A 17481-nucleotide genomic window follows, 5' to 3' on the forward strand; every position below is an offset into this window, starting at 1 on the left:
GGGGAGCACCCCAGCACGGTCACCGTCCGGCCCGGATCATGTCCGAGCACTTCTCGCCGATCATCATCGTGGTGATGCACGGGTTGACCGCGGGCAGGAACGGCATGACCGAGGCGTCCGCCACGCGTAGCCCCTGCACCCCCTTGACCCGCAGCTGCGGGTCGAGGGGGGAGGCGGAGTCGTGCTCGGCCCCCATCCGCACGGTGCCGGCCGGGTGGTAGACCGTGTTGTGCGTCTGGCGGATGTAGGAGAACAGCTCCTCGTCGGTCGTGGCGTCCGGTCCGGGCGCCAGCTCCGCACCCTTCCAGTCGGCGAGCGGCGCCTGCGCCGCGATCTCCCGCGCGAGCCGCAGCCCGTGGATCATCACCCTGACGTCGTGCTCGTGGGTGAAGTAGCGCGGGTCGACCTTCGGCTTGTCCCGGAAGTCCCGGCTGCGCAGCCGGACCGTGCCCTCCGAGCGGGCGCGCGTGACGTTCGGCGTGAGACAGAAGGCGTTGTCGGTGGTGGGATAGCCACGACGGTAGGTGTTCATGTCGAACGGGACCGAACCGTAGTGGAACATAAGATCCGGCCGGTCGAGACCCGGTTCGGTGTCCGCGAAGATCCCGATCTCCCACCACTGCGTGGACGAGGTGACCATGGGCTGCTTCGCCTCCCACATGATCACCCCTTCGGGATGGTCCTGGAGGTGCGAGCCGACGCCGGGTGAGTCCACCCGTACGTCCACGCCGTTCTCGCGCAGATGGGCGGCGGGCCCGATTCCCGAGAGCATCAGCAGCTTCGGCGAGTCGATCGCGCCGCAGGAGACGATCACCTCGCGCCGTGCCCGTACGGAGTCGACATGCAGGGCGTCCGGCCGCAGGTACTCCACACCCGTGCAGCGCGCGCCGTCGAAGAGCAACCGCCTCGCCTGCACCCCGGTGCGCACCTCCAGCTGGGGCCGCTTGCCCATCACGGGATGCAGGTACGACACCGAGGCGGACGAACGGGTCCCGTCCTCGCGGCAGTTGATCTGGAACCAGTTCGCGCCGCGCACGACCGTGCGGCCGGAGTTGAACGGCGTCGTCGGGATGCCGCTCGCCGCACAGGCCTCCAGCAGCGCCCGGCCGCACGGGTCCCGGGGCGGCACCGAGCGGATCGTCACGGGACCGGAGCGGCCGTGGTGCTCGCCGGGGCCGTCGTTGGTCTCCAGCCGCTGGTACAGCGGGAAGCAGTCGGCCGCGCTCCAGCCCGAGCACCCCATCGCGCCCCACTCGTCGAGGTCCTCGGCCGGCGCCCAGAAGGCGATGCACGAGTTGTGGGACGAGCAACCGCCGAGCACCTTGGCCCGGGCGTGTCGCATGAAGCTGTTGCCGTTCTCCTGTGGCTCCACCGGGTAGTCCCAGTCGTAGCCCGACTCCAGCAGCGCCATCCACCGGTCCAGCTTCAGGATGTTCTCGTCGCCCTCGTCGGAGGGGCCCGCCTCCAGCACGCAGACGCTCACGCCGGGATCCTCCGACAGGCGGGCCGCGACGACGGCCCCGGCGGTGCCGCCGCCGACCACCACATAGTCGAACTCGGGCTCAGAGGGCTGTGCGGGCATGGTCTCTCCAGTACGAGATGTCCCCGTGGGGGGAGGGAGCGCGGGTCAGGAGACGTCTGCGCGGTGTTCGGCCAGCACGCCGGTGCGGTGCCGCTGCACGAACCAGTAGTAGGCGAAGCCGCCGAGCGCCACGATGCCGACGAACAGGAACGCACCCCAGCGCAGGTACCAGTGCTGGGGCCCGGTCGCGTTGTAGACGTCGGCACGGGGCCAGGCCAGGTTCAGGGACATGGCGGCACCCCACAGCACCGCCAGGATGTTGATCGGCAGTCCGAAGCGGCCGAGCGAGAAGGCTCCCTCACGGGGCTTCCACTTCCCCCGCAGGCGCTGGATCAGCATCGGGACGGTGACCAGTAGGTACGCCACATAGATCATGATGATCGCGATGCTGGTGATCACCGAGAAGATCTGCGGCTGGTTGATGTTGATGACCAGGATGACGACACCCACCACGCCGATCACGACGGCGGGGATCACCGGGGTCCGGAAGCGCGGGCTCACCTTGGCGAGAACCGATCCGGCGGGCAGGTTGTTGTCCCGTGCCATCGCGAACATCAGGCGGATGCCCGCAGCCTGGACGGCCAGCACGCACACGGTGATCGCCACGACCACGCACCAGAGGAAGATCTCGCCGATCGTCGCCCCGAGCGTCTCCAGCACCACGTACTGCAGGCCGCCCGTGCTCAGCTCCTTGGCCTGCAGATCCGGCACCGCCATCAGCGCGAACAGCAGGATGAGACCACCGAGGACGAAGGACGCGACGAGTGCCCGCAGAATCGCGCGCGGCGCGTTCCGGCTCGGGTTGTGGGACTCCTCGCCGAGCGAGGAGGCCGTGTCGAAGCCGTACATCACGTACGCCGACGCGAGTGACGCGGTGAGGAACGCCCCGAAGTAGCCGAGCGGGTCCCCGCTGCCCAGACCGTACGTGTCGGTGAGCACCGTGGCGGGTCCACGGGTGATGTGCGCGGCGAAGAAGATGATCAGAGCGACGGCGGCGATGAGCTCGATGAAGACACCCGCCGAGTTGATCCGCGCCATCAGCTGTACGCCGAAGGCGTTGACCAGCGTGGAGAAGAGGATCAGCACCGAGCCCAGCAGGACCGCGTTGGCCGCGGCGTCGTTCTTGCCGCTGCCGTCGCCGACGAACTGGAACCAGGGGTCGATCTGCGGCAGCGTGATCTGGTACGCCAGGGCCACGGCCGACAGGGTGACCATGGTGGCCGTCATCATCATCCAGCCGCCGAGCCAGCCCACGTGCGGGCCGCCCATCTTCTTCGCCCAGTTGTAGACGGAGCCCGCGACCGGGTAGCGCGCCGCCAGCTCGCAGAAGCACAGGGCCACCATCAGCTGGCCCACGAACACCATCGGCCACGACCACCAGTACGCCGGACCGCCGAAGGCGACGCCGAAGTAGAACAGCTGGAACGTGCCGGTGAGGATCGAGATGTAGCTGATCCCCGCGGCGAACGTGTGGAAGTTGCCCAGCGTGCGCTTCAGTTCGGGCCGGTAGCCGAGTTCGGTCACCGAGTCGTCGTCGTGCGCGGCGCCGTCGCCGGCGCCGGGCCGCTCCTGGCCCGTCGGCTGGGCGGTCACTCGAACCACCTCTGCGCCTTGGGGGCGAGATTGCGCCAGATGTGCTTGGTCTCCTGGTATTCGGCGAGTCCCGCCGGGCCCAGCTCACGGCCGAAACCGGATTGCTTCATGCCGCCCCATTCCGCCTGCGGTACGTAGGGGTGAAAGTCGTTGATCCATACCGTGCCCGCCCGGAGCCGGGACGCGACCCGGTGTGCGCGGCCGGTGTCCTGCGACCAGACCGCACCCGCGAGGCCGTACATGGTGTCGTTGGCGACCGCGACGGCCTCGGCCTCGCTGCCGAACCGCTCGACCGTGAGCACCGGGCCGAACGACTCGTCCCGGACCACCGACATCCCGGGCGTGCAGTCGTCCAGTACGGTCGGCGGATAGTAGTAGCCCTCGGCGAGTGCCGGGTCCGTGGGCCGTGCACCGCCACAGCGCAGCACCGCGCCCTCGGCCAGGCCCGCGGCCACGTAGGCCTCCACCTTGTCGCGGTGGGCCGCCGAGATCAGCGGCCCGGTCCGCGCGTTCTCGTCGAACGGGCCGCCCATCGGGATGGCTCGCGCCCGGGCCACGATCTCGTCGACGAAGGCGTCGTGCAGGGAGTCCTCCACGAGGAGCCGGGCGCCTGCCGAGCAGACCTGTCCGGAGTGCAGGAAGACGGCCATCAGCGCGTGGTCGACAGCCGCCTCGAAGTCCGCGTCCGCGAAGACGATGTTCGGGTTCTTGCCGCCGAGCTCCAGGGCGACCTTCTTCACCGTGGGCGCCGCTGCCGCCATGATCCGGCGTCCGGTGGCCAGGCCACCGGTGAAGGACACCAGATCCACGCGGGGATCCTCGGTGAGCGGCGCGCCGGCCTCGGCGCCCGTCCCCAGGATCAGGTTTCCGACCCCTGGCGGCAGCCCCGCCTCGGTGAGCAGCCGCATCAGCAGGATCGCGGTGTGCGGGGTCAGTTCGCTCGGCTTCAGCACGAACGTGTTGCCCGCCCCGAGCGCCGGGGCGACCTTCCACGCGGTCTGCAGCAGCGGATAGTTCCAAGGGGTGATCAGTGCGCACACCCCGACCGGTTCGTGCACCACCCGGCTGTCCGCCTCCGGGTTGCCGGTGGCGACGATCCGGTCGTTGCCGCCCGACGCGGTCAGGTTGCCGAAGTAGCGGAAGCAGGCCGCGATGTCGTCCATGTCGTACTCGGACTCGACGAGCCGCTTGCCGGTGTCCAGGGACTCGGCCCGGGCGAAGGTCGCCTTGTCACGTTCCAGCAGATCGGCGACGCGCACCAGCAGCCGTCCCCGCTCCGCGGCCGGCGTGGCGGGCCACGGCCCCCGGTCGAACGCCTCGCGGGCGGCGGCGACGGCCGCTGACGCGTCCTTGGGACCGGCCTCGTCCACGGTGGCGACCAGGGTGCCGTCTGCCGGGCAGCGGATCTCCCGCGTGCGACCGTCGGCAGCGGCGGCCCACGTGCCTCCGATGAACAGTTCCGGCATCGCGCACCTCCGGGTCGATGGGCCGGGCACCGTCGGTGTCCTCCACCCCATGACACTAAGGAGCCTTGGCCGACCCCGCAGAACGAAGGCGCGGGCGGCTGCTGCCCCGCCCGGCGATGTCGGCCCGCCGGCGAGGTGGGCCGGTACGGAGGGTCGCGAAGCGTCCGGCCGTCGTCGCAGCGGCTCTACCAGGGCTTTCGGCGGGTCCGTCCACGTCGCCACACCAGCCGATGCCGTGGGCGGCGACGCGGCCGGTGCGGGCATCGGGAACGCCGGAACTGCCCGCACAGCGCAACCCGGACAGCCCCTAGGGCGTGTTGCGAAAGTCCCGCCTGCCCCGCGACGCCTGGCACGCACGCTCGCTGCGTTGTCGGGATCGTCCGAGTACACCCGGTACGAGGACAACCCTCCGCCTTGCGATCGCACGCACCAGACGCCGCGGGGCCCGCCCTTCGGGCGGACGGCGCTACTTTCGCAACACGCCCTAGGGGGCCTCGCCGCGGCCGTCGGAAGGCGGAACGGCACCGCGCCCCGCACCGCGCCCCCTCCGCCTCCGGCGGATATCCGGTGCACGGGGGAAGTCGTCGCATGGGGTCCAGGGATCCTTGTTCGACCACACCCCGCGCAGGGGGCAGGCAGGCAGGGTCATCGATGCACGCTTGTCGTCGACCCCACCCGGTGCCACTCCCAGGACGGGATCAGCGTCCGGTGGCCGCGGGGCGGGCGCCCGGGATGCGCATGCCGGCCGGCACCGTGCCGCGCGGTGTCTGGCCGTAGCCGCACGGGAGCCGGCGCCAGGCGGCGAACGACTCACGGGTGGAGAGTTTCTGCCCCAGCACGCCAGGGCAAGGCACGGCCACAGCTAGACGTTCGGCGACGGCTCGCTCACGTCGCACGCACGGGAAAGGACGCCACCATCGGGTGGCGTCCTTTCAGGATCCGCCGCTAGCGCTTCTTCGCGGCGTCCTTGACGTTGCCCTTGACCTGCTGTGCTTCGCCCTTGAGTTCCTGCTCCTTCCCCTCGGTACGCAGCTTGTCGTTGTCGGTGACCTTGCCGACACCCCGCTTGACGTTGCCGATCGCCTCGTTGGCGAGACCCTTGGCCTTGTCCTTCGAACCGGACATGTGACGCTCCTCGAAATCGGGATGAACAGACCTCCACCAGGAACGCACGGAATGTCTTCACAGGCCTTTTCGGCCTAGCCCATCGGGGTAACGCCAAGGCGCACCGGCTGGACCGCCTTCACGTCGTCCGGCGTGAACACCGCGTACCAGCGCGCCGGTCGTCAGCGCACGGTCCAGGTGTGCTGGTCTCCCCCGACCCACCGGACCTCGGCCGGGTCGTCGAAATCCTGGACGGCGATCCCCACATCCCTGGCGATCAGCACCACGTCCGCCAACGACGTCGCCATGCCGACGAGCTCCCCGTCGACTTCGACGGGACGGAAGGGCGGGTTGCCAGGCAGGACGCCCAGCACCGTCATGCGGGCCGGGCGGGGGAAGTCTGCGGTCATGAGGCGACTGTTGCACGCGGGGTGGCAGGCACGGCGACGACCCGCTTCCACCAGCCGGCTGCGTCGACTCGATGACGCGACTCGATGCCGTCCTCGCGGACCGCGCGTAACCGGGCCGTCATCGTCGCCTACGAGACGGGTCCGGTCAGCGCCGTCGAACAGGAGCCGGTCCGGCGGTCCACCGGGCAACCGGAGACGGGACCCGAAGCCGGGCCGGCCGAGCAGGCGAGACAGCGGCACGACGCTGGCCGGGCCGGGCCGGCTCGACCGCCGTACGCCTCCGGAGGGTCAGCCGCGCAGGTGTACGGCGAGGGCGGCGAGCCAGGCGCCCGGGGTGAAGGGTGCGGGGGGTTCGACCTCCGCGCCGAGCGTCACCAGCGCGAGGGCCAGGCCGTCCTCGTCGAGGCCCAGGGCGAGGAGGTCGTGCAACTCCCCCGTCAGCTGGGCGACGAGCCCCGTGTCGGTGCCCTCCAGGTAGTCGGCGAGCGCGGCCTCGTGGTCGCCGAACTCGTCCGGCAGGTCCTGCGTGAACCAGCCGCCGAGCAGTTGCGCCAGCTCGGGGAAGCGGGCCCGCCACTCCCAGGGCGTCGTGGGCGCGGCAGGCGTCGGCGCCTGGCCGGTTGCCAGGCTCTCGTCGAGCCGGTCGGCGATGCCGGTGAGCCAGTCCCGGATCTCCTCTGGCGGCAGTCCCACGTCGGGCAGCCGGTAGTACTCGCCGAGCCTCAAACGCAGCCGCCCCGGCGGATTGGCGGCGTAGACGCGGAGCTGCTCGGACGCGACGGCGACGGCCCAGGGCCGGGTGCGCCAGGTCTGCCTCAGATAGCCGTCCACCGCCTCGGGAGCGTGCGGACCGAGGCCCAGGTGGGCGCGGACGACCTGGTCGAGCTCGCCGTACTTGCGGTCGTGCTCGGCAGGGTTCAGGGACACGCGGGCCTCTTACAGGTCGACGGGCAGCGAGGAGTGCACGGTGAAGGGGTACGCGCCGGGCTCGCCGGACACGGTCCGGCGGAGCACGACCCGGGCGGCGCGCACCGGGATCGGCTCCTGGCCGGCCAGCGCCATCCCGGTGGTGAGCAGCGTGCCCACCGGATCGGGCCGCGAGGGCCAGGCGGCCTCGATCACGAGCCGCTGCCGCGTGGACTGGGCGAGCCAGCGGTGGATGACCTGCTCGTTCAGCGCGATCACCTGCTGGGTGGCCCACTGGGCGGTCACCCGGTCCGGGTACGTCGCGGCGCGGTCGGCGCGGGCCGGGACGGGCGACGCGGGGGGTACGGGAGGTGCGGGAGGCGTCGTCATGTCAGGCCCCGCCCCAGCCGCGCAGCGTGGCCCGTTGGGCGGCGGAGTAGTTGGCCTGGCCGGTGGTGACGACGGCGTGCAGCCACTTCTGCGCGGCCTGCAGGTCCTCCATCCGCCGGTCCCAGCGGTCGAGTTCGTCCACGAACACCTCGCGGGCCTCCCCCTCCCAGGTGAGGACGACCGGCACCGTACGGTCGTACAGCGCGCTCAGTCGCTCGTTGAGCTTCTTCACGATGTCCTCGAGGTCGCCCGCTATCTCGCGCAGCGCGACCACGTCGACGGATATCGAGCCGTCGTCGTTCACGTTTCCCCCTGCCGTACGTCTGTTTCAGGTACGCGTTCAGATGTCGTTGATCCTGCTGGTCGGCGCCGCTGCGCCGGCCGGGCCCGCGCCGCTCCGTCCCTCACCGGACAGTTCGCGTACCTCGGCGTCGATGTCGACCTTCCCCATCTCGGCCCGGAACCCCCGCAGGACGTCCAGCTCCTGGCGCGTGAACCCGTCCCGGCTCATCCGGACGGCGCTCGCCAGCACGCCCAGGATCTCCCGGACCCGCACGGCGTCGGCCCCGGCCTCGCGATGCAGCTTCCGGTACTCCGTCGCCGCCTCACTGCGCCACCGCGCCTCGGCCCGGTCCACGAGCGCGTCCATCCGGCGCACCACCCCGTCGATGTGCTCCCGCATGGCGTCCAGGTCGTCGGCAAGACGCTTCAGGTCCTCCTCCGACACGGCGAGGGTGGGCTCGATGGGCATGACGGCGGCTCCTTCCGGGATCGGGGTGGGTCAGTGCTGCTCGGCGAAGTGGGCGTGGACGGCGTCGAGGAGGAGGCGCAGCCGGGAGTACGTCACTGACGGCATGACGGGCGCGAAGGCCTCGTCGAGCTCGGCGGGCGAGCGGAACATGTACAGCACGCGCTGGAGCTGGCCTGCGAGGTCGGCGATTCTGCCGTGGCAGTCGGGGTGGTCCATGGAGACCAGGTCACGTGCCTCGGCCTCCGGGTCACTGCCGTACTCACCGGCGGGCAGCTGTGACGCGAACTCGTTGACGACGTCGAATCGGGCCAGTGCCTCCCACTGCGAGAACGGGAGTTCGTCGTAGCCCGGAACGACACCGAACCAGGGGTCGCGGACGAGTTCCGCCAGGGAGCGCAGAAAGGCGTCGACGGGTTCGTCGCCGGCCGCCCGGGCGAGCCGATCACGGAACACGGCGGGCCGCGTGGCGAACCGCTCCGTGCCGTACTCGTCCGCCAGTCCGTCGAGGAGCGAGGCCACCGCGTCGAAGGGCATGACCCAGGCGATCGTGTGAGAGTCCTGCATCAGCCGGGAGAAGCGCTGGAGTTCGTCCTCCAAGGGGGCGGCCCCCGGGTTCCGTGAGGCCAAGGCGAGGGAGACGAGGCGGGCGAGCACTCCGCTGGTGAGGACGGCGTCAGTCGGTTCGGTCACCTGAGGCATGCTATGGGGCCTTCGGATAGGCGGTCAGCACGTAGAAGGACTTCGACTCCGGCGAGTAGGCGAGGACCACATGCACCGTGTGCAGGTTCTTGGGCTGGGCCGAGAAGCCCGACGCGGAGAAGTCCGCCTGGCTCACCGAGGTCCCGACGGCCACCGGCTGCCCGTTCGCGTCCGTGACAGGGAAGTCCCAGGCCTTGACGGAGCCGGGCTTGAAGGTGCCGTTGGCGACCTTCTGTTCCTGGTTGCGCATCCAGGTCTCCAGCTCGTTCCTCTTTGCGGGGTCGTTCACCGCGGTCTGCACGTACTGCTCGGCGGACGGAAGGTCACGGAACGTCGACGCGTCGGCGCCGCCCTGGTCACGCAGCCGGTGCATCAGCTGCTCCGGGGTGAGTCCGATGTGCTTGTCGATCGTGTGGGCCTCCTTCCCCGGCCTCAGGGCCTCGGGAGGCTGGGGCTGGAAGTCGTTGCGCTCCCATTCCATCGAGGCGAGGTCAATGCCGAACCGGCTGTTCGGGTCCCGTGACTGCTCGTTGAGCGGAACGATCGAGCGGTCGAACTCGAAGAGCGAGCGTGCCCCGAACGCCTCTGCCCTCGCCGACTGCGACTGGAACGTCGGCACCGCGCGCGAGGCCTCGCGCAGGGGGTCCAGCAGGGCCTTCACCTTCTGGATCTGCGTCCGCAGCTCGGTCTCGTAGGTGTCGACCGCCGCGTTGACGGCGTCCGTGTCGATGGCGACGAGCACCGCCGCGCCCAGGCCCTTCCACGCCTTCTTGAGGCGCTCGACGAAGTCCCCCAAGCTCTTGATGTCGGTGACGTCGAGGATGGCCAGCGCGTCCTTGATGGCCTTGTACAGGATCTCGCGCAGCTCGCTACGGACCTTTTCCGCGGCCTCCGCGTACGAGCGGATGGCCTGGGCCAGGATCTGGGCCGTGGTGCTGAGGACGCCGAAGACCGGGAGGCTCGTGCCCGCGCCCGTCGGCGGCTTGTGGGCCCACTCGTAGCCGGCCGTGTTCTTGCCCCAGGCGGTCGTGCCCCAGAGCGACGACACGAACTGAAGCATCGCCCCCAGCCAGTCCCCGTTGGCATTGTCCGTGATGGCGTCGATCGTGCCGGTGAGCTGTCCCTGGATGGTGCCGATGTTCGTCTGGTACGGCAGCCAGGCCTGTGAGAGCTCGTTGACCCTGAGGTAGTTCGGGAGCGGCAGGATCTCCAGTGCGCGGCCCGCCCGCAGGGCCTCCTCGATCACGGTGCGCATCAGGGAACCGGGGATGTCGCCGTCGAAGACGTCGGCGAAGTCGTCGACGGGGTTGCCGTCGCGCACGCCGAAGGGTGGCGGGGCCGAGTACGCCGGCGGGGCGCTGATGACCTGCGGCGGCGACTGTGGTGTGAAGGGTGGGTTGAGCGGGTGGGTCGCCGCGTCCGCCTGCCGGAAGTTGTTGGCCGTGGTGGTGAAGCCGACCGCCGCGCCGCCGACGGCGACCACGGTCTTGCCGTGCACCTCCAGGAGGAGGGTGACGACCGCGGCGTACTGGGTGGCGAACTCGGCTGTGACGGTGCCGGATCCGCCGACCTCCAGGATGGCCGGCCCCGGCCATGAGGCAGCGGCCGTCGGCGGGGTCGTAGATCACGTACAGGCAGGTGGCGCCGGTGATCCGCTCGCTCCCCTCCTCGCCCTCGGCCGAGCCGTCCGCGGCCGAGGAGCCGTCCGCCGTACGGCCGGGGTCCGCGCCAACTCGGACAGTCTTCGTCCCGGCCGCGCAGAGCCCGTCACGGATCCCCCGAAGCCGTCCTCATGGTGGCCGCGCGCATGCCAGACCCCTGAACTATGGTGTCCCACCACATACGCCACTGACCTGCATGTTTCTACGGTGTGGCGACACGAACACGTCCCCGTCACACGCCAGGAAGTGGTGCCGATGTCCTCCCCCGCGACCGCTCCACCCGCCGAGTCGAATCTCAGGCGCATCGTCGCCGCGAGCCTCATCGGCACCACCATCGAGTGGTACGACTTCTTCCTCTACGGCTCCGCCGCCGCGCTGGTCTTCAACAAGCTCTTCTTCCCCGACTCCGACCCGCTCGTCGGCACCCTCCTCTCCTTCCTCACCTACGCCGTCGGGTTCGCCGCGCGGCCGCTCGGCGCGCTGGTGTTCGGCCACTACGGCGACCGCCTCGGGCGGAAGAAGCTGCTCGTCCTCAGCCTGCTGCTGATGGGCGGGGCGACCTTCGCGATCGGTCTGCTGCCGACGCACGCGACCGTCGGATCGGCCGCTCCCCTGCTGCTCACCGCGCTCCGGCTGGTGCAGGGCTTCGCGCTCGGCGGTGAGTGGGGCGGGGCCGTGCTCCTCGTCTCGGAGCACGGGGACGCGCGGCGGCGCGGGTTCTGGGCCTCGTGGCCGCAGACCGGGGCGCCCGCCGGGCAGCTGCTCGCGACCGGTGTGCTGTCCGCCCTGACCGCGCTGCTCTCCGACGCCGCGTTCCTGTCATGGGGCTGGCGCATACCGTTCCTGCTGTCCGGTGTGCTGGTGATCGTCGGCCTGTGGATCCGGCTCTCCGTCGACGAGTCGCCCGTGTTCAAGGCCGCCCTGGCCGCCGCCGAGGAGCGCAAGGCGGCCGCCGCCCAGGTCGAGAAGATGCCGCTGGTCGCCGTGTTGAAGCACCACTGGCGGGACGTGCTGATCGCGATGGGCGCCCGCATGGCCGAGAACATCTCGTACTACGTGATCACCGCGTTCATCCTCGTCTACGCGACGACCCAGGTCGGCCTCTCCAAGCAGACCGCGCTCAACGCCGTCCTCATCGCCTCCGCCGTCCACTTCGCCGTGATCCCCGCCTGGGGCGCGCTCTCGGACCGGATCGGCCGCCGGCCGGTCTACCTGATCGGCGCCGTCGGTGTCGGCGCCTGGATGTTCCCGTTCTTCATGCTCATCGACTCCGGCACCTTCGGTGCGCTGCTCCTCGCCGTCACCGTCGGCCTGGTCCTGCACGGGGCGATGTACGCGCCGCAGGCCGCGTTCTTCTCCGAGATGTTCGCGACCCGGATGCGCTACTCGGGAGCCTCCATCGGCGCGCAGTTCTCCTCGGTCGCCGCCGGTGCGCCCGCCCCGCTGATCGCGACCGCGCTGCTCTCCGACTACGGCTCCTCCACCCCGATCTCCCTCTACGTGATCGGCGCCGCGCTTCTCACGGTCGTCGCGATCGCGTGCGCCCGCGAGACCCGGAACCGCGATCTGTCGGAAGTCGAGGACTCCGCCCAGGCCCCGGCACCCGTGCGCGCCGACGCCTGATCCCCGCGGCGCACCACACGCCGAAGGCGCCGGTCCCGGAAGGGGGCCGGCGCCTTCGGCGTGTTCAGCGGGCGACCGCCGCCGACATCGCGTGGAGCCGCAGGGCCAGCTGGACCTCCAGGGCGCGGGACGGGGACTGCCAGTCGGTGCCGAGGAGGCGACCGATCCGCTCGATGCGCTGAGCCACCGTGTTCACGTGGACGTGGAGGTCGTCCTTCGTACGCGCCGGGCTCATCCCGCTCGCGAAGTACGCGTCCATCGTCCGCACCAGCTCCGTGCCGCGGCGGCGGTCGTACGCCACGACCTGGCCGATCGTGCGGTCGACGAACCCCTCGATGTCCCGGGTGTCGGCGAGGAGCAGGCCGAGGAATCCCAGGTCCTCGGCCGCCGCGCCCTCGCCAGAGCGGTGCAGCAGGCGCAGGGCGTCCAGGCAGCGGCGGGCCTCCTCGTACGCGGTGGCGACCTGGCCGGGCTGGGCGAGGGGGGAGGCCACGGGGGCGGAGGCGCCCACGGTGACGGGCTCGCGCAGAGCGCCGCCGAGGTGCTTGGCGGTCTGCCGGGCCACCTCGGCGGCGTCCTCGCCGGGGCCGAGGGGAAGCAGCAGGACCGTTCCGCCGTCGCGGGCGGAGGCCAGGCCCTGCCGGGTGGCGGCCAGGTGCGAGGCCGCCGACCAGAGGCGCTGCCGGTCGGCGCTCTCCCGTACGCCGGCGTGGTCCGTCTCTTCCCCGGTCCCGCCGCGGTCCATCCGCGCGGCGAGGACGACATGGGGCGCGTCGACGTCGGTACGGAGTCGGGCGGCGCGCTCGCGCAGCAGCCCGCGGTCGCGGTCGGGGGCGTCGAGGAGGTCGTCGAGCAGCTCGCCCCGTACGCGCTGTTCGGCCTCGCCGGCCGAGCGGCGGGCGAGAAGCAGGAGCGAGGTCACCAGGGCGGCGCGCTCCAGAGTGCGCTGGTCGACGGGGTCGAGGTCGGGCTGCCCGTGCAGGACGAGGGCGCCGAAGGATTCGCCGCCGGCCGACACGGCCGCCACCCAGCGGTCGCCGTCACGCAGGGCGTGGCCGTCGGCGAGCCGGCCCGCTTCGAGGCCGCCGTCGACGAACTCGACTCTCCCTCCGAGGACTTCGGAGACTGCCTCCGCCACGTCGTGGACGCCGCCGCCGTGCAGCACCAGTTCGGTGAGCCGGTCGTGGACGTCGGAGGCCCGTTCGATGACGCCGCTGTGCTCCCGGATGATGTCGTTGGCCCGCTCCAGCTCGGCGAGGGCCGAGCGCGTCTCGGCGAGCAGGTTCGCGGTGTCGATGGCGACGGCGGCGTGCGCGGCGAGGGAGGCGAGCAGCGCGACCTGTTCCCGCTCGAAGACCCTGGCGCGCCGGTCCGCGGCGAACAGGACGCCGATCACCTGGCTGCCGAGGCTGAGCGGCACGCCGAGGATGGCGACGAGGCCCTCGTCGCGCACGGCGGAGTCGATGGTGGCCGTGTGCTGGAAGCGGGGGTCGTCGAAGTAGTTCTCGGTGACGTACGGCCTGGCGGTCTGGGCGACGAGACCGCCGAGCCCCTCGCCCATGCCGAGCCGGACCTGCTGGAAGCGCGCCGAGACCGAGCCCTCGGTGACGCGCATGTACGTGTCCCCCGCGCCCGGGTCGTTGAGGCTGAGGTAGGCGACCTCGGTGCCGAGGAGGGAGCGGGCCCGCTGGACGATGGCCCGGAGCACCGCGTCGAGGTCGCGCAGTCCCGCGAGGTCGTGGGCGGTCTCGAAGAGGGCGGAGAGCTCCGCCTCGCGCCGCCGCCGCCCCTCCAGCTCGGCGCGGACGCGCAGGGCGTGCTGCTTGGCCCGCTCCAGTTCGGCCAGCGCCTCCGGGCCCGCGCCGCTCGCACGGGCGAGCAGCACGGGCCGGTCGTACGCCTCCGCCGCGGCGCCTCGTGCGAGGAGCTCCAGGTAGGAGACCTGTTCTTGGGACATGGACACAGGGATACCTGCCGAACGGGTGGGAGCACCACCCCTGTGGAAAACCCTCAGTGCGCGGTCCAGCCGCCGTCGAGGGTCAGGGACGTGCCGGTGATGAAGGAGGCCTGTGGGGTGCAGAGGTAGAGCACCGCCTCGGCGACCTCCTCCGGCTCGATCAGCCGCTTGAGTGCGGAGTCCTTGAGGAGGACCTCGGTCAGGACCCGCTCAGCGGGGATGCCGTGAGCGGTGGCCTGGTCGGTGATCTGGCGCTCGACGAGAGGGGTACGCACATAGCCGGGGTTGACGCAGTTGGAGGTGACTCCGTGCGGGGCGCCCTCGAGGGCGGCGGTCTTGGAGAGCCCTTCGAGGCCGTGCTTGGCGGCCACGTACGCGGACTTGAAGGCGGAGGCGCGCAGTCCGTGGACGGAGGAGAGGTTGACGATCCGGCCCCAGCCCTGGGCGTACATGTGCGGCAGGGCGCCCCTGATCAGCCGGAAGGGCGCCTCCAGCATCACGGTCAGGACGGTGTGGAAGACGTCCGGCGGGAACTCCTCGATGGGGCGGACGAGCTGGATCCCGGCGTTGTTGACGAGGATGTCGGTGCCGGCGGCCGCCTGTTCGGCTGCGTCGAGGTCCGTCAGGTCCAGGGTCCGCGGCTCGACCGCGCCGGGCAGTCCGTCGGCCGCCGCGGCGAGCTCCTCCAGCCCTTCGGCGGCCCGGTCGACGGCTCTGACCCGGGCCCCCGCCGCCGCGAGCCGGAGCGCGCAGGCCCGGCCGATGCCTCCGGCGGCGCCGGTGACGAGCGCCGTGCGGCCGGCGAGGTCGAGCAGCACGGAACCGGGCGCGGGGACCGCTGCGGGGCCCTGCGCAGGAGCCTGGACGGGTGGTGCCGGTACCTGCGCCGGTACGGGCCCTGATGTGGTGGGGGCGCTCATGCTCCGCACCTTATGAAGCGTCTCACCCTCAACCGATGTGTTCCGAACCCACACTTCAGCTGCTGGGCATGGGGTCGAACCATGTGGGTTCGTCGAGGAGTGCCTGTTCGATCCGGAAGTGCGCGAACCGCTTCATCTGGGGCAGGTCGTCCACGTCGAACCAGGCGACCTCGGTCGACTCCTCGTCGTTGACCCGCGCCTCCCCGCCGACGGCGCGGCAACGGAAGGAGACGTCCATGAACTGGCACCGGTCGCCGTTGGGGTAGACGACGGGCCTCCGAAGCGTCTGGACGATCACGACGCGCTCGACCTCGCAGCGCACGCCGGTCTCCTCGTACACCTCGCGCACGGCGCAGGCGGCCGGCTGCTCTCCCGGCTCCACGATGCCGCCGATGACGGACCAGAGGCCGTTGTCGGCGCGCCTGCCGAGCAGCACCCGGCCCCGGTCGTCGAAGACGACGGCACTCGCGCCCGGGAGGAAGAGCAGCCGGTGGCCGATGTCGACCCGGAGTTCGCGGATGAAGTCAGGAGTACCCATGCCACGACCCTATGTCCCGGTGGATCAAGCTCCGACGGTCGCCGGCGTCGGGTCGTCAGCGGCTCCCGGCCGGCGGACCGCGGCTTCGCCGTCCGGGCAGCCTGACTCGGACGTCGCGGCTCCCGGGCAGGCGGACTCAGGCTTCGCGGCTCCGGCGGGCGCGGACCGTACGCAGCAGTGACCAGCCCAGCCCCGCCGCCGCCACGGCCACCAGGAGTGCCTCGGGCAGCGTGCCCACACGCGTCGCGGGAGTGAGGGAGGAGCGCAGCGGCACCTTCTCGACGAGGACGTCCGGGGTGAACATCCGCGTCTGCTCCACGATCCGGCCGTCCGGCGCGATGATCGCGCTGACCCCGCTGGTCACCGGCACGACCACGGCGCGGCTGTGCTCGACCGCGCGTACCCGGGACATGGCGAGCTGCTGGTACGTCATCTCGCTGCGGCCGAAGGTGGCGTTGTTGCTGGGGACGGAGATCAGCTGGGCGCCGTGGGTGACGGTGTCGCGCACGGCCCAGTCGAAGGCCGCCTCGTAGCAGGTGGCGAGGCCGACCTTCGTACCGGCGAGGTCGAAGACACCGATCTTGTCGCCGGGGCCGAAGTCGCGGCTGACACGGTCCACGTTGCTGTTGAAGATCCGTACGAAGGACCGCATCGGGATGTACTCGCCGAACGGCTGGACGTGCCGCTTGTCGTAGGTCGTGACGGGGCCGTTCTGCGGGTCCCACTCGATGAGGGTGTTGCGCAGCTTGCCCGTCGGAGGAGCGACGACGGCGCCGATCACGGTCGGCACGCCGATCTTCTTCACGGCCCGGTCGATGGCGTCCGCGGCGTCCGGGTTCGCGTACGGGTCGATGTCCGAGGAGTTCTCCGGCCACAGGACGAAGTCCGGCTGCGGCTCCTTCTTCTGCCTGACCGCCTCGGCCAGCTCCTCCGTACGGGCGACGTGGTTGTCGAGGACCGCCCGCCGCTGCGCGTTGAAGTCGAGTCCGAGACGCGGCACGTTCCCCTGGACGGCGGCGACGGTCGCCGTGCCGTCCTCGGCGGAGTCGTCGACGAGCGGCAGGGCGGCGAGGGCGCCGGTGACCGGGACGAGGACGGCGAGGGCCGCCGCGGCGAGCGGGCCGCGCGGGACGGTGCCGGTCGCGCGGTAGGCGCGGACCTGTCGGATCACCTCGTACAGTCCGAAGCCGCAGAGGGCGACGGCGAAGCCGAGCACCGGGGTGCCGCCGACCGCGGCGAGGGGCAGGAAGACGCCGTCGGCCTGCCCGAAGGCGATCTTGCCCCATGGGAAGCCGCCGAAGGGGACACGCGCGCGTGCCGCCTCGGCGAGGATCCACACCGCCGCGGCGAACACCGGCCACGCGGGCAGCCGGGAGACGGCCGCGATCCCGAGCCCGGCCGCGGCGACGAACAGCGCCTCGACGGCCGACAGGGCGATCCACGGGAACCGGCCGACCTCGGCTCCGGTCCAGATCAGCAGCGGCAGCAGGAAGCCGAGCCCGGCGAGGTAGCCGAGGCCGAAGCCGGCGCGCGCCCGGCGGTCGCGCAGGGTCCAGCCGAGGAGGGCGAAGCCCGGCAGCGCGAGCCACCACAGCGGGCGGGGCGGGAAGCTCAGGAAGAGCAGGACTCCGGCCAGCACGGCGGCGCCGGGCCGCACCAGGCGTCGCAGCCGGGCGGGGCCGGGCTCAGGGGTGGCGGCGGGGCCGAAGGCGTCGACGGGCGTCATGGTGGTGCTCACGTTGCGGAGTCTACGGCGCGCGCCCACGCCCCCAGCATGCCGGGCGGAGGCCCGGGCGGCGCGGCGCGTACGGCGTGGCGGGGCGTCCGTGGGGCTCCTCCGTCATCCACGCCCGCACCTGCGGCCCTCACGTGTTCTTCACT

At 71.5% G+C, this 17481-nt stretch carries 17 protein-coding genes; 1 reads left to right on the top strand and 16 read right to left on the bottom strand.

What is annotated here, in order from left to right:
- Nucleotides 1–19 precede the first annotated feature (19 nt).
- The 12 genes from ACZ3IJ_RS34320 to ACZ3IJ_RS34375 form a co-directional block, all read right to left on the bottom strand.
- Nucleotides 20–1582 (bottom strand): GMC family oxidoreductase, encoded by a 1563-nt coding sequence (locus ACZ3IJ_RS34320; RefSeq protein ID WP_467474821.1) that lies wholly within the window; start codon nt 1580–1582, stop codon nt 20–22.
- 45 nt (nt 1583–1627) lie between these two features.
- Nucleotides 1628–3184, bottom strand: coding sequence for an APC family permease (locus tag ACZ3IJ_RS34325; RefSeq protein WP_467474823.1), 1557 nt, complete (start codon nt 3182–3184; stop codon nt 1628–1630).
- Entirely contained in the window at nt 3172–4641 is a 1470-nt protein-coding gene (locus ACZ3IJ_RS34330) for an aldehyde dehydrogenase family protein (RefSeq protein ID WP_467474825.1), read from the bottom strand. Before ACZ3IJ_RS34330 ends, ACZ3IJ_RS34325 begins: the two co-directional genes overlap by 13 nt.
- 698 nt (nt 4642–5339) lie before the next feature.
- Nucleotides 5340–5480, bottom strand: coding sequence for a hypothetical protein (locus ACZ3IJ_RS34335; RefSeq protein WP_467474827.1), 141 nt, complete (start codon nt 5478–5480; stop codon nt 5340–5342).
- A 106-nt stretch (nt 5481–5586) separates the two neighbouring features.
- Nucleotides 5587–5766 carry a CsbD family protein gene (locus ACZ3IJ_RS34340; RefSeq protein ID WP_467474829.1) on the bottom strand — a complete coding sequence of 60 codons (180 nt, stop codon included), beginning with the start codon at nt 5764–5766 and terminating at the stop codon, nt 5587–5589.
- A 161-nt stretch (nt 5767–5927) separates the two neighbouring features.
- On the bottom strand, nt 5928–6155 hold the full coding sequence (locus tag ACZ3IJ_RS34345) for a hypothetical protein (protein ID WP_467474831.1): 228 nt from the start codon (nt 6153–6155) through the stop codon (nt 5928–5930).
- A gap of 288 nt (nt 6156–6443) precedes the next feature.
- Nucleotides 6444–7082, bottom strand: a complete 639-nt coding sequence (locus ACZ3IJ_RS34350) for a contact-dependent growth inhibition system immunity protein (RefSeq protein WP_467474833.1) — start codon at nt 7080–7082, stop codon at nt 6444–6446.
- Nucleotides 7083–7091: 9 nt separating this feature from the next.
- On the bottom strand, nt 7092–7451 hold the full coding sequence (locus tag ACZ3IJ_RS34355; RefSeq protein ID WP_467474835.1) for an RNase A-like domain-containing protein: 360 nt from the start codon (nt 7449–7451) through the stop codon (nt 7092–7094).
- A 1-nt stretch (nt 7452) separates the two neighbouring features.
- Entirely contained in the window at nt 7453–7755 is a 303-nt protein-coding gene (locus ACZ3IJ_RS34360) for a WXG100 family type VII secretion target (protein ID WP_467474837.1), read from the bottom strand.
- Between the two features lie 36 nt (nt 7756–7791).
- The gene (locus ACZ3IJ_RS34365; RefSeq protein ID WP_467474839.1) at nt 7792–8202 is read right to left on the bottom strand and encodes a WXG100 family type VII secretion target; all 411 of its coding nucleotides are present in this window, start codon (nt 8200–8202) and stop codon (nt 7792–7794) included.
- A gap of 30 nt (nt 8203–8232) precedes the next feature.
- Entirely contained in the window at nt 8233–8892 is a 660-nt protein-coding gene (locus tag ACZ3IJ_RS34370) for a hypothetical protein (RefSeq protein ID WP_467474841.1), read from the bottom strand.
- A gap of 10 nt (nt 8893–8902) precedes the next feature.
- Complete coding sequence (locus ACZ3IJ_RS34375; RefSeq protein WP_467474843.1) at nt 8903–10399, bottom strand: RNase A-like domain-containing protein; 1497 nt, start codon at nt 10397–10399, stop codon at nt 8903–8905.
- 418 nt (nt 10400–10817) lie between these two features.
- On the opposite strand from ACZ3IJ_RS34375, the gene ACZ3IJ_RS34380 reads away from it, so the two are divergent.
- A complete protein-coding gene (locus ACZ3IJ_RS34380) occupies nt 10818–12185 on the top strand; it encodes an MFS transporter (protein WP_467474845.1) in 1368 nt (455 codons plus the stop codon).
- A gap of 64 nt (nt 12186–12249) precedes the next feature.
- Here the strand turns inward: ACZ3IJ_RS34380 and ACZ3IJ_RS34385 are convergent, their stop codons facing one another.
- The 4 genes from ACZ3IJ_RS34385 to lnt form a co-directional block, all read right to left on the bottom strand.
- A complete protein-coding gene (locus ACZ3IJ_RS34385) occupies nt 12250–14142 on the bottom strand; it encodes a helix-turn-helix domain-containing protein (protein ID WP_467474847.1) in 1893 nt (630 codons plus the stop codon).
- A gap of 53 nt (nt 14143–14195) precedes the next feature.
- A complete protein-coding gene (locus tag ACZ3IJ_RS34390) occupies nt 14196–15062 on the bottom strand; it encodes a 3-hydroxybutyrate dehydrogenase (RefSeq protein WP_467474849.1) in 867 nt (288 codons plus the stop codon).
- 55 nt (nt 15063–15117) lie between these two features.
- Entirely contained in the window at nt 15118–15600 is a 483-nt protein-coding gene (locus tag ACZ3IJ_RS34395; RefSeq protein ID WP_467474851.1) for an NUDIX hydrolase, read from the bottom strand.
- A gap of 136 nt (nt 15601–15736) precedes the next feature.
- Nucleotides 15737–17338: an apolipoprotein N-acyltransferase gene (gene lnt, locus ACZ3IJ_RS34400; protein ID WP_467474853.1), complete on the bottom strand. Its 1602-nt coding sequence runs from the start codon at nt 17336–17338 to the stop codon at nt 15737–15739.
- Nucleotides 17339–17481 lie beyond the last annotated feature (143 nt).

The organism is Streptomyces sp. NPDC013317, assembly GCF_055563155.1.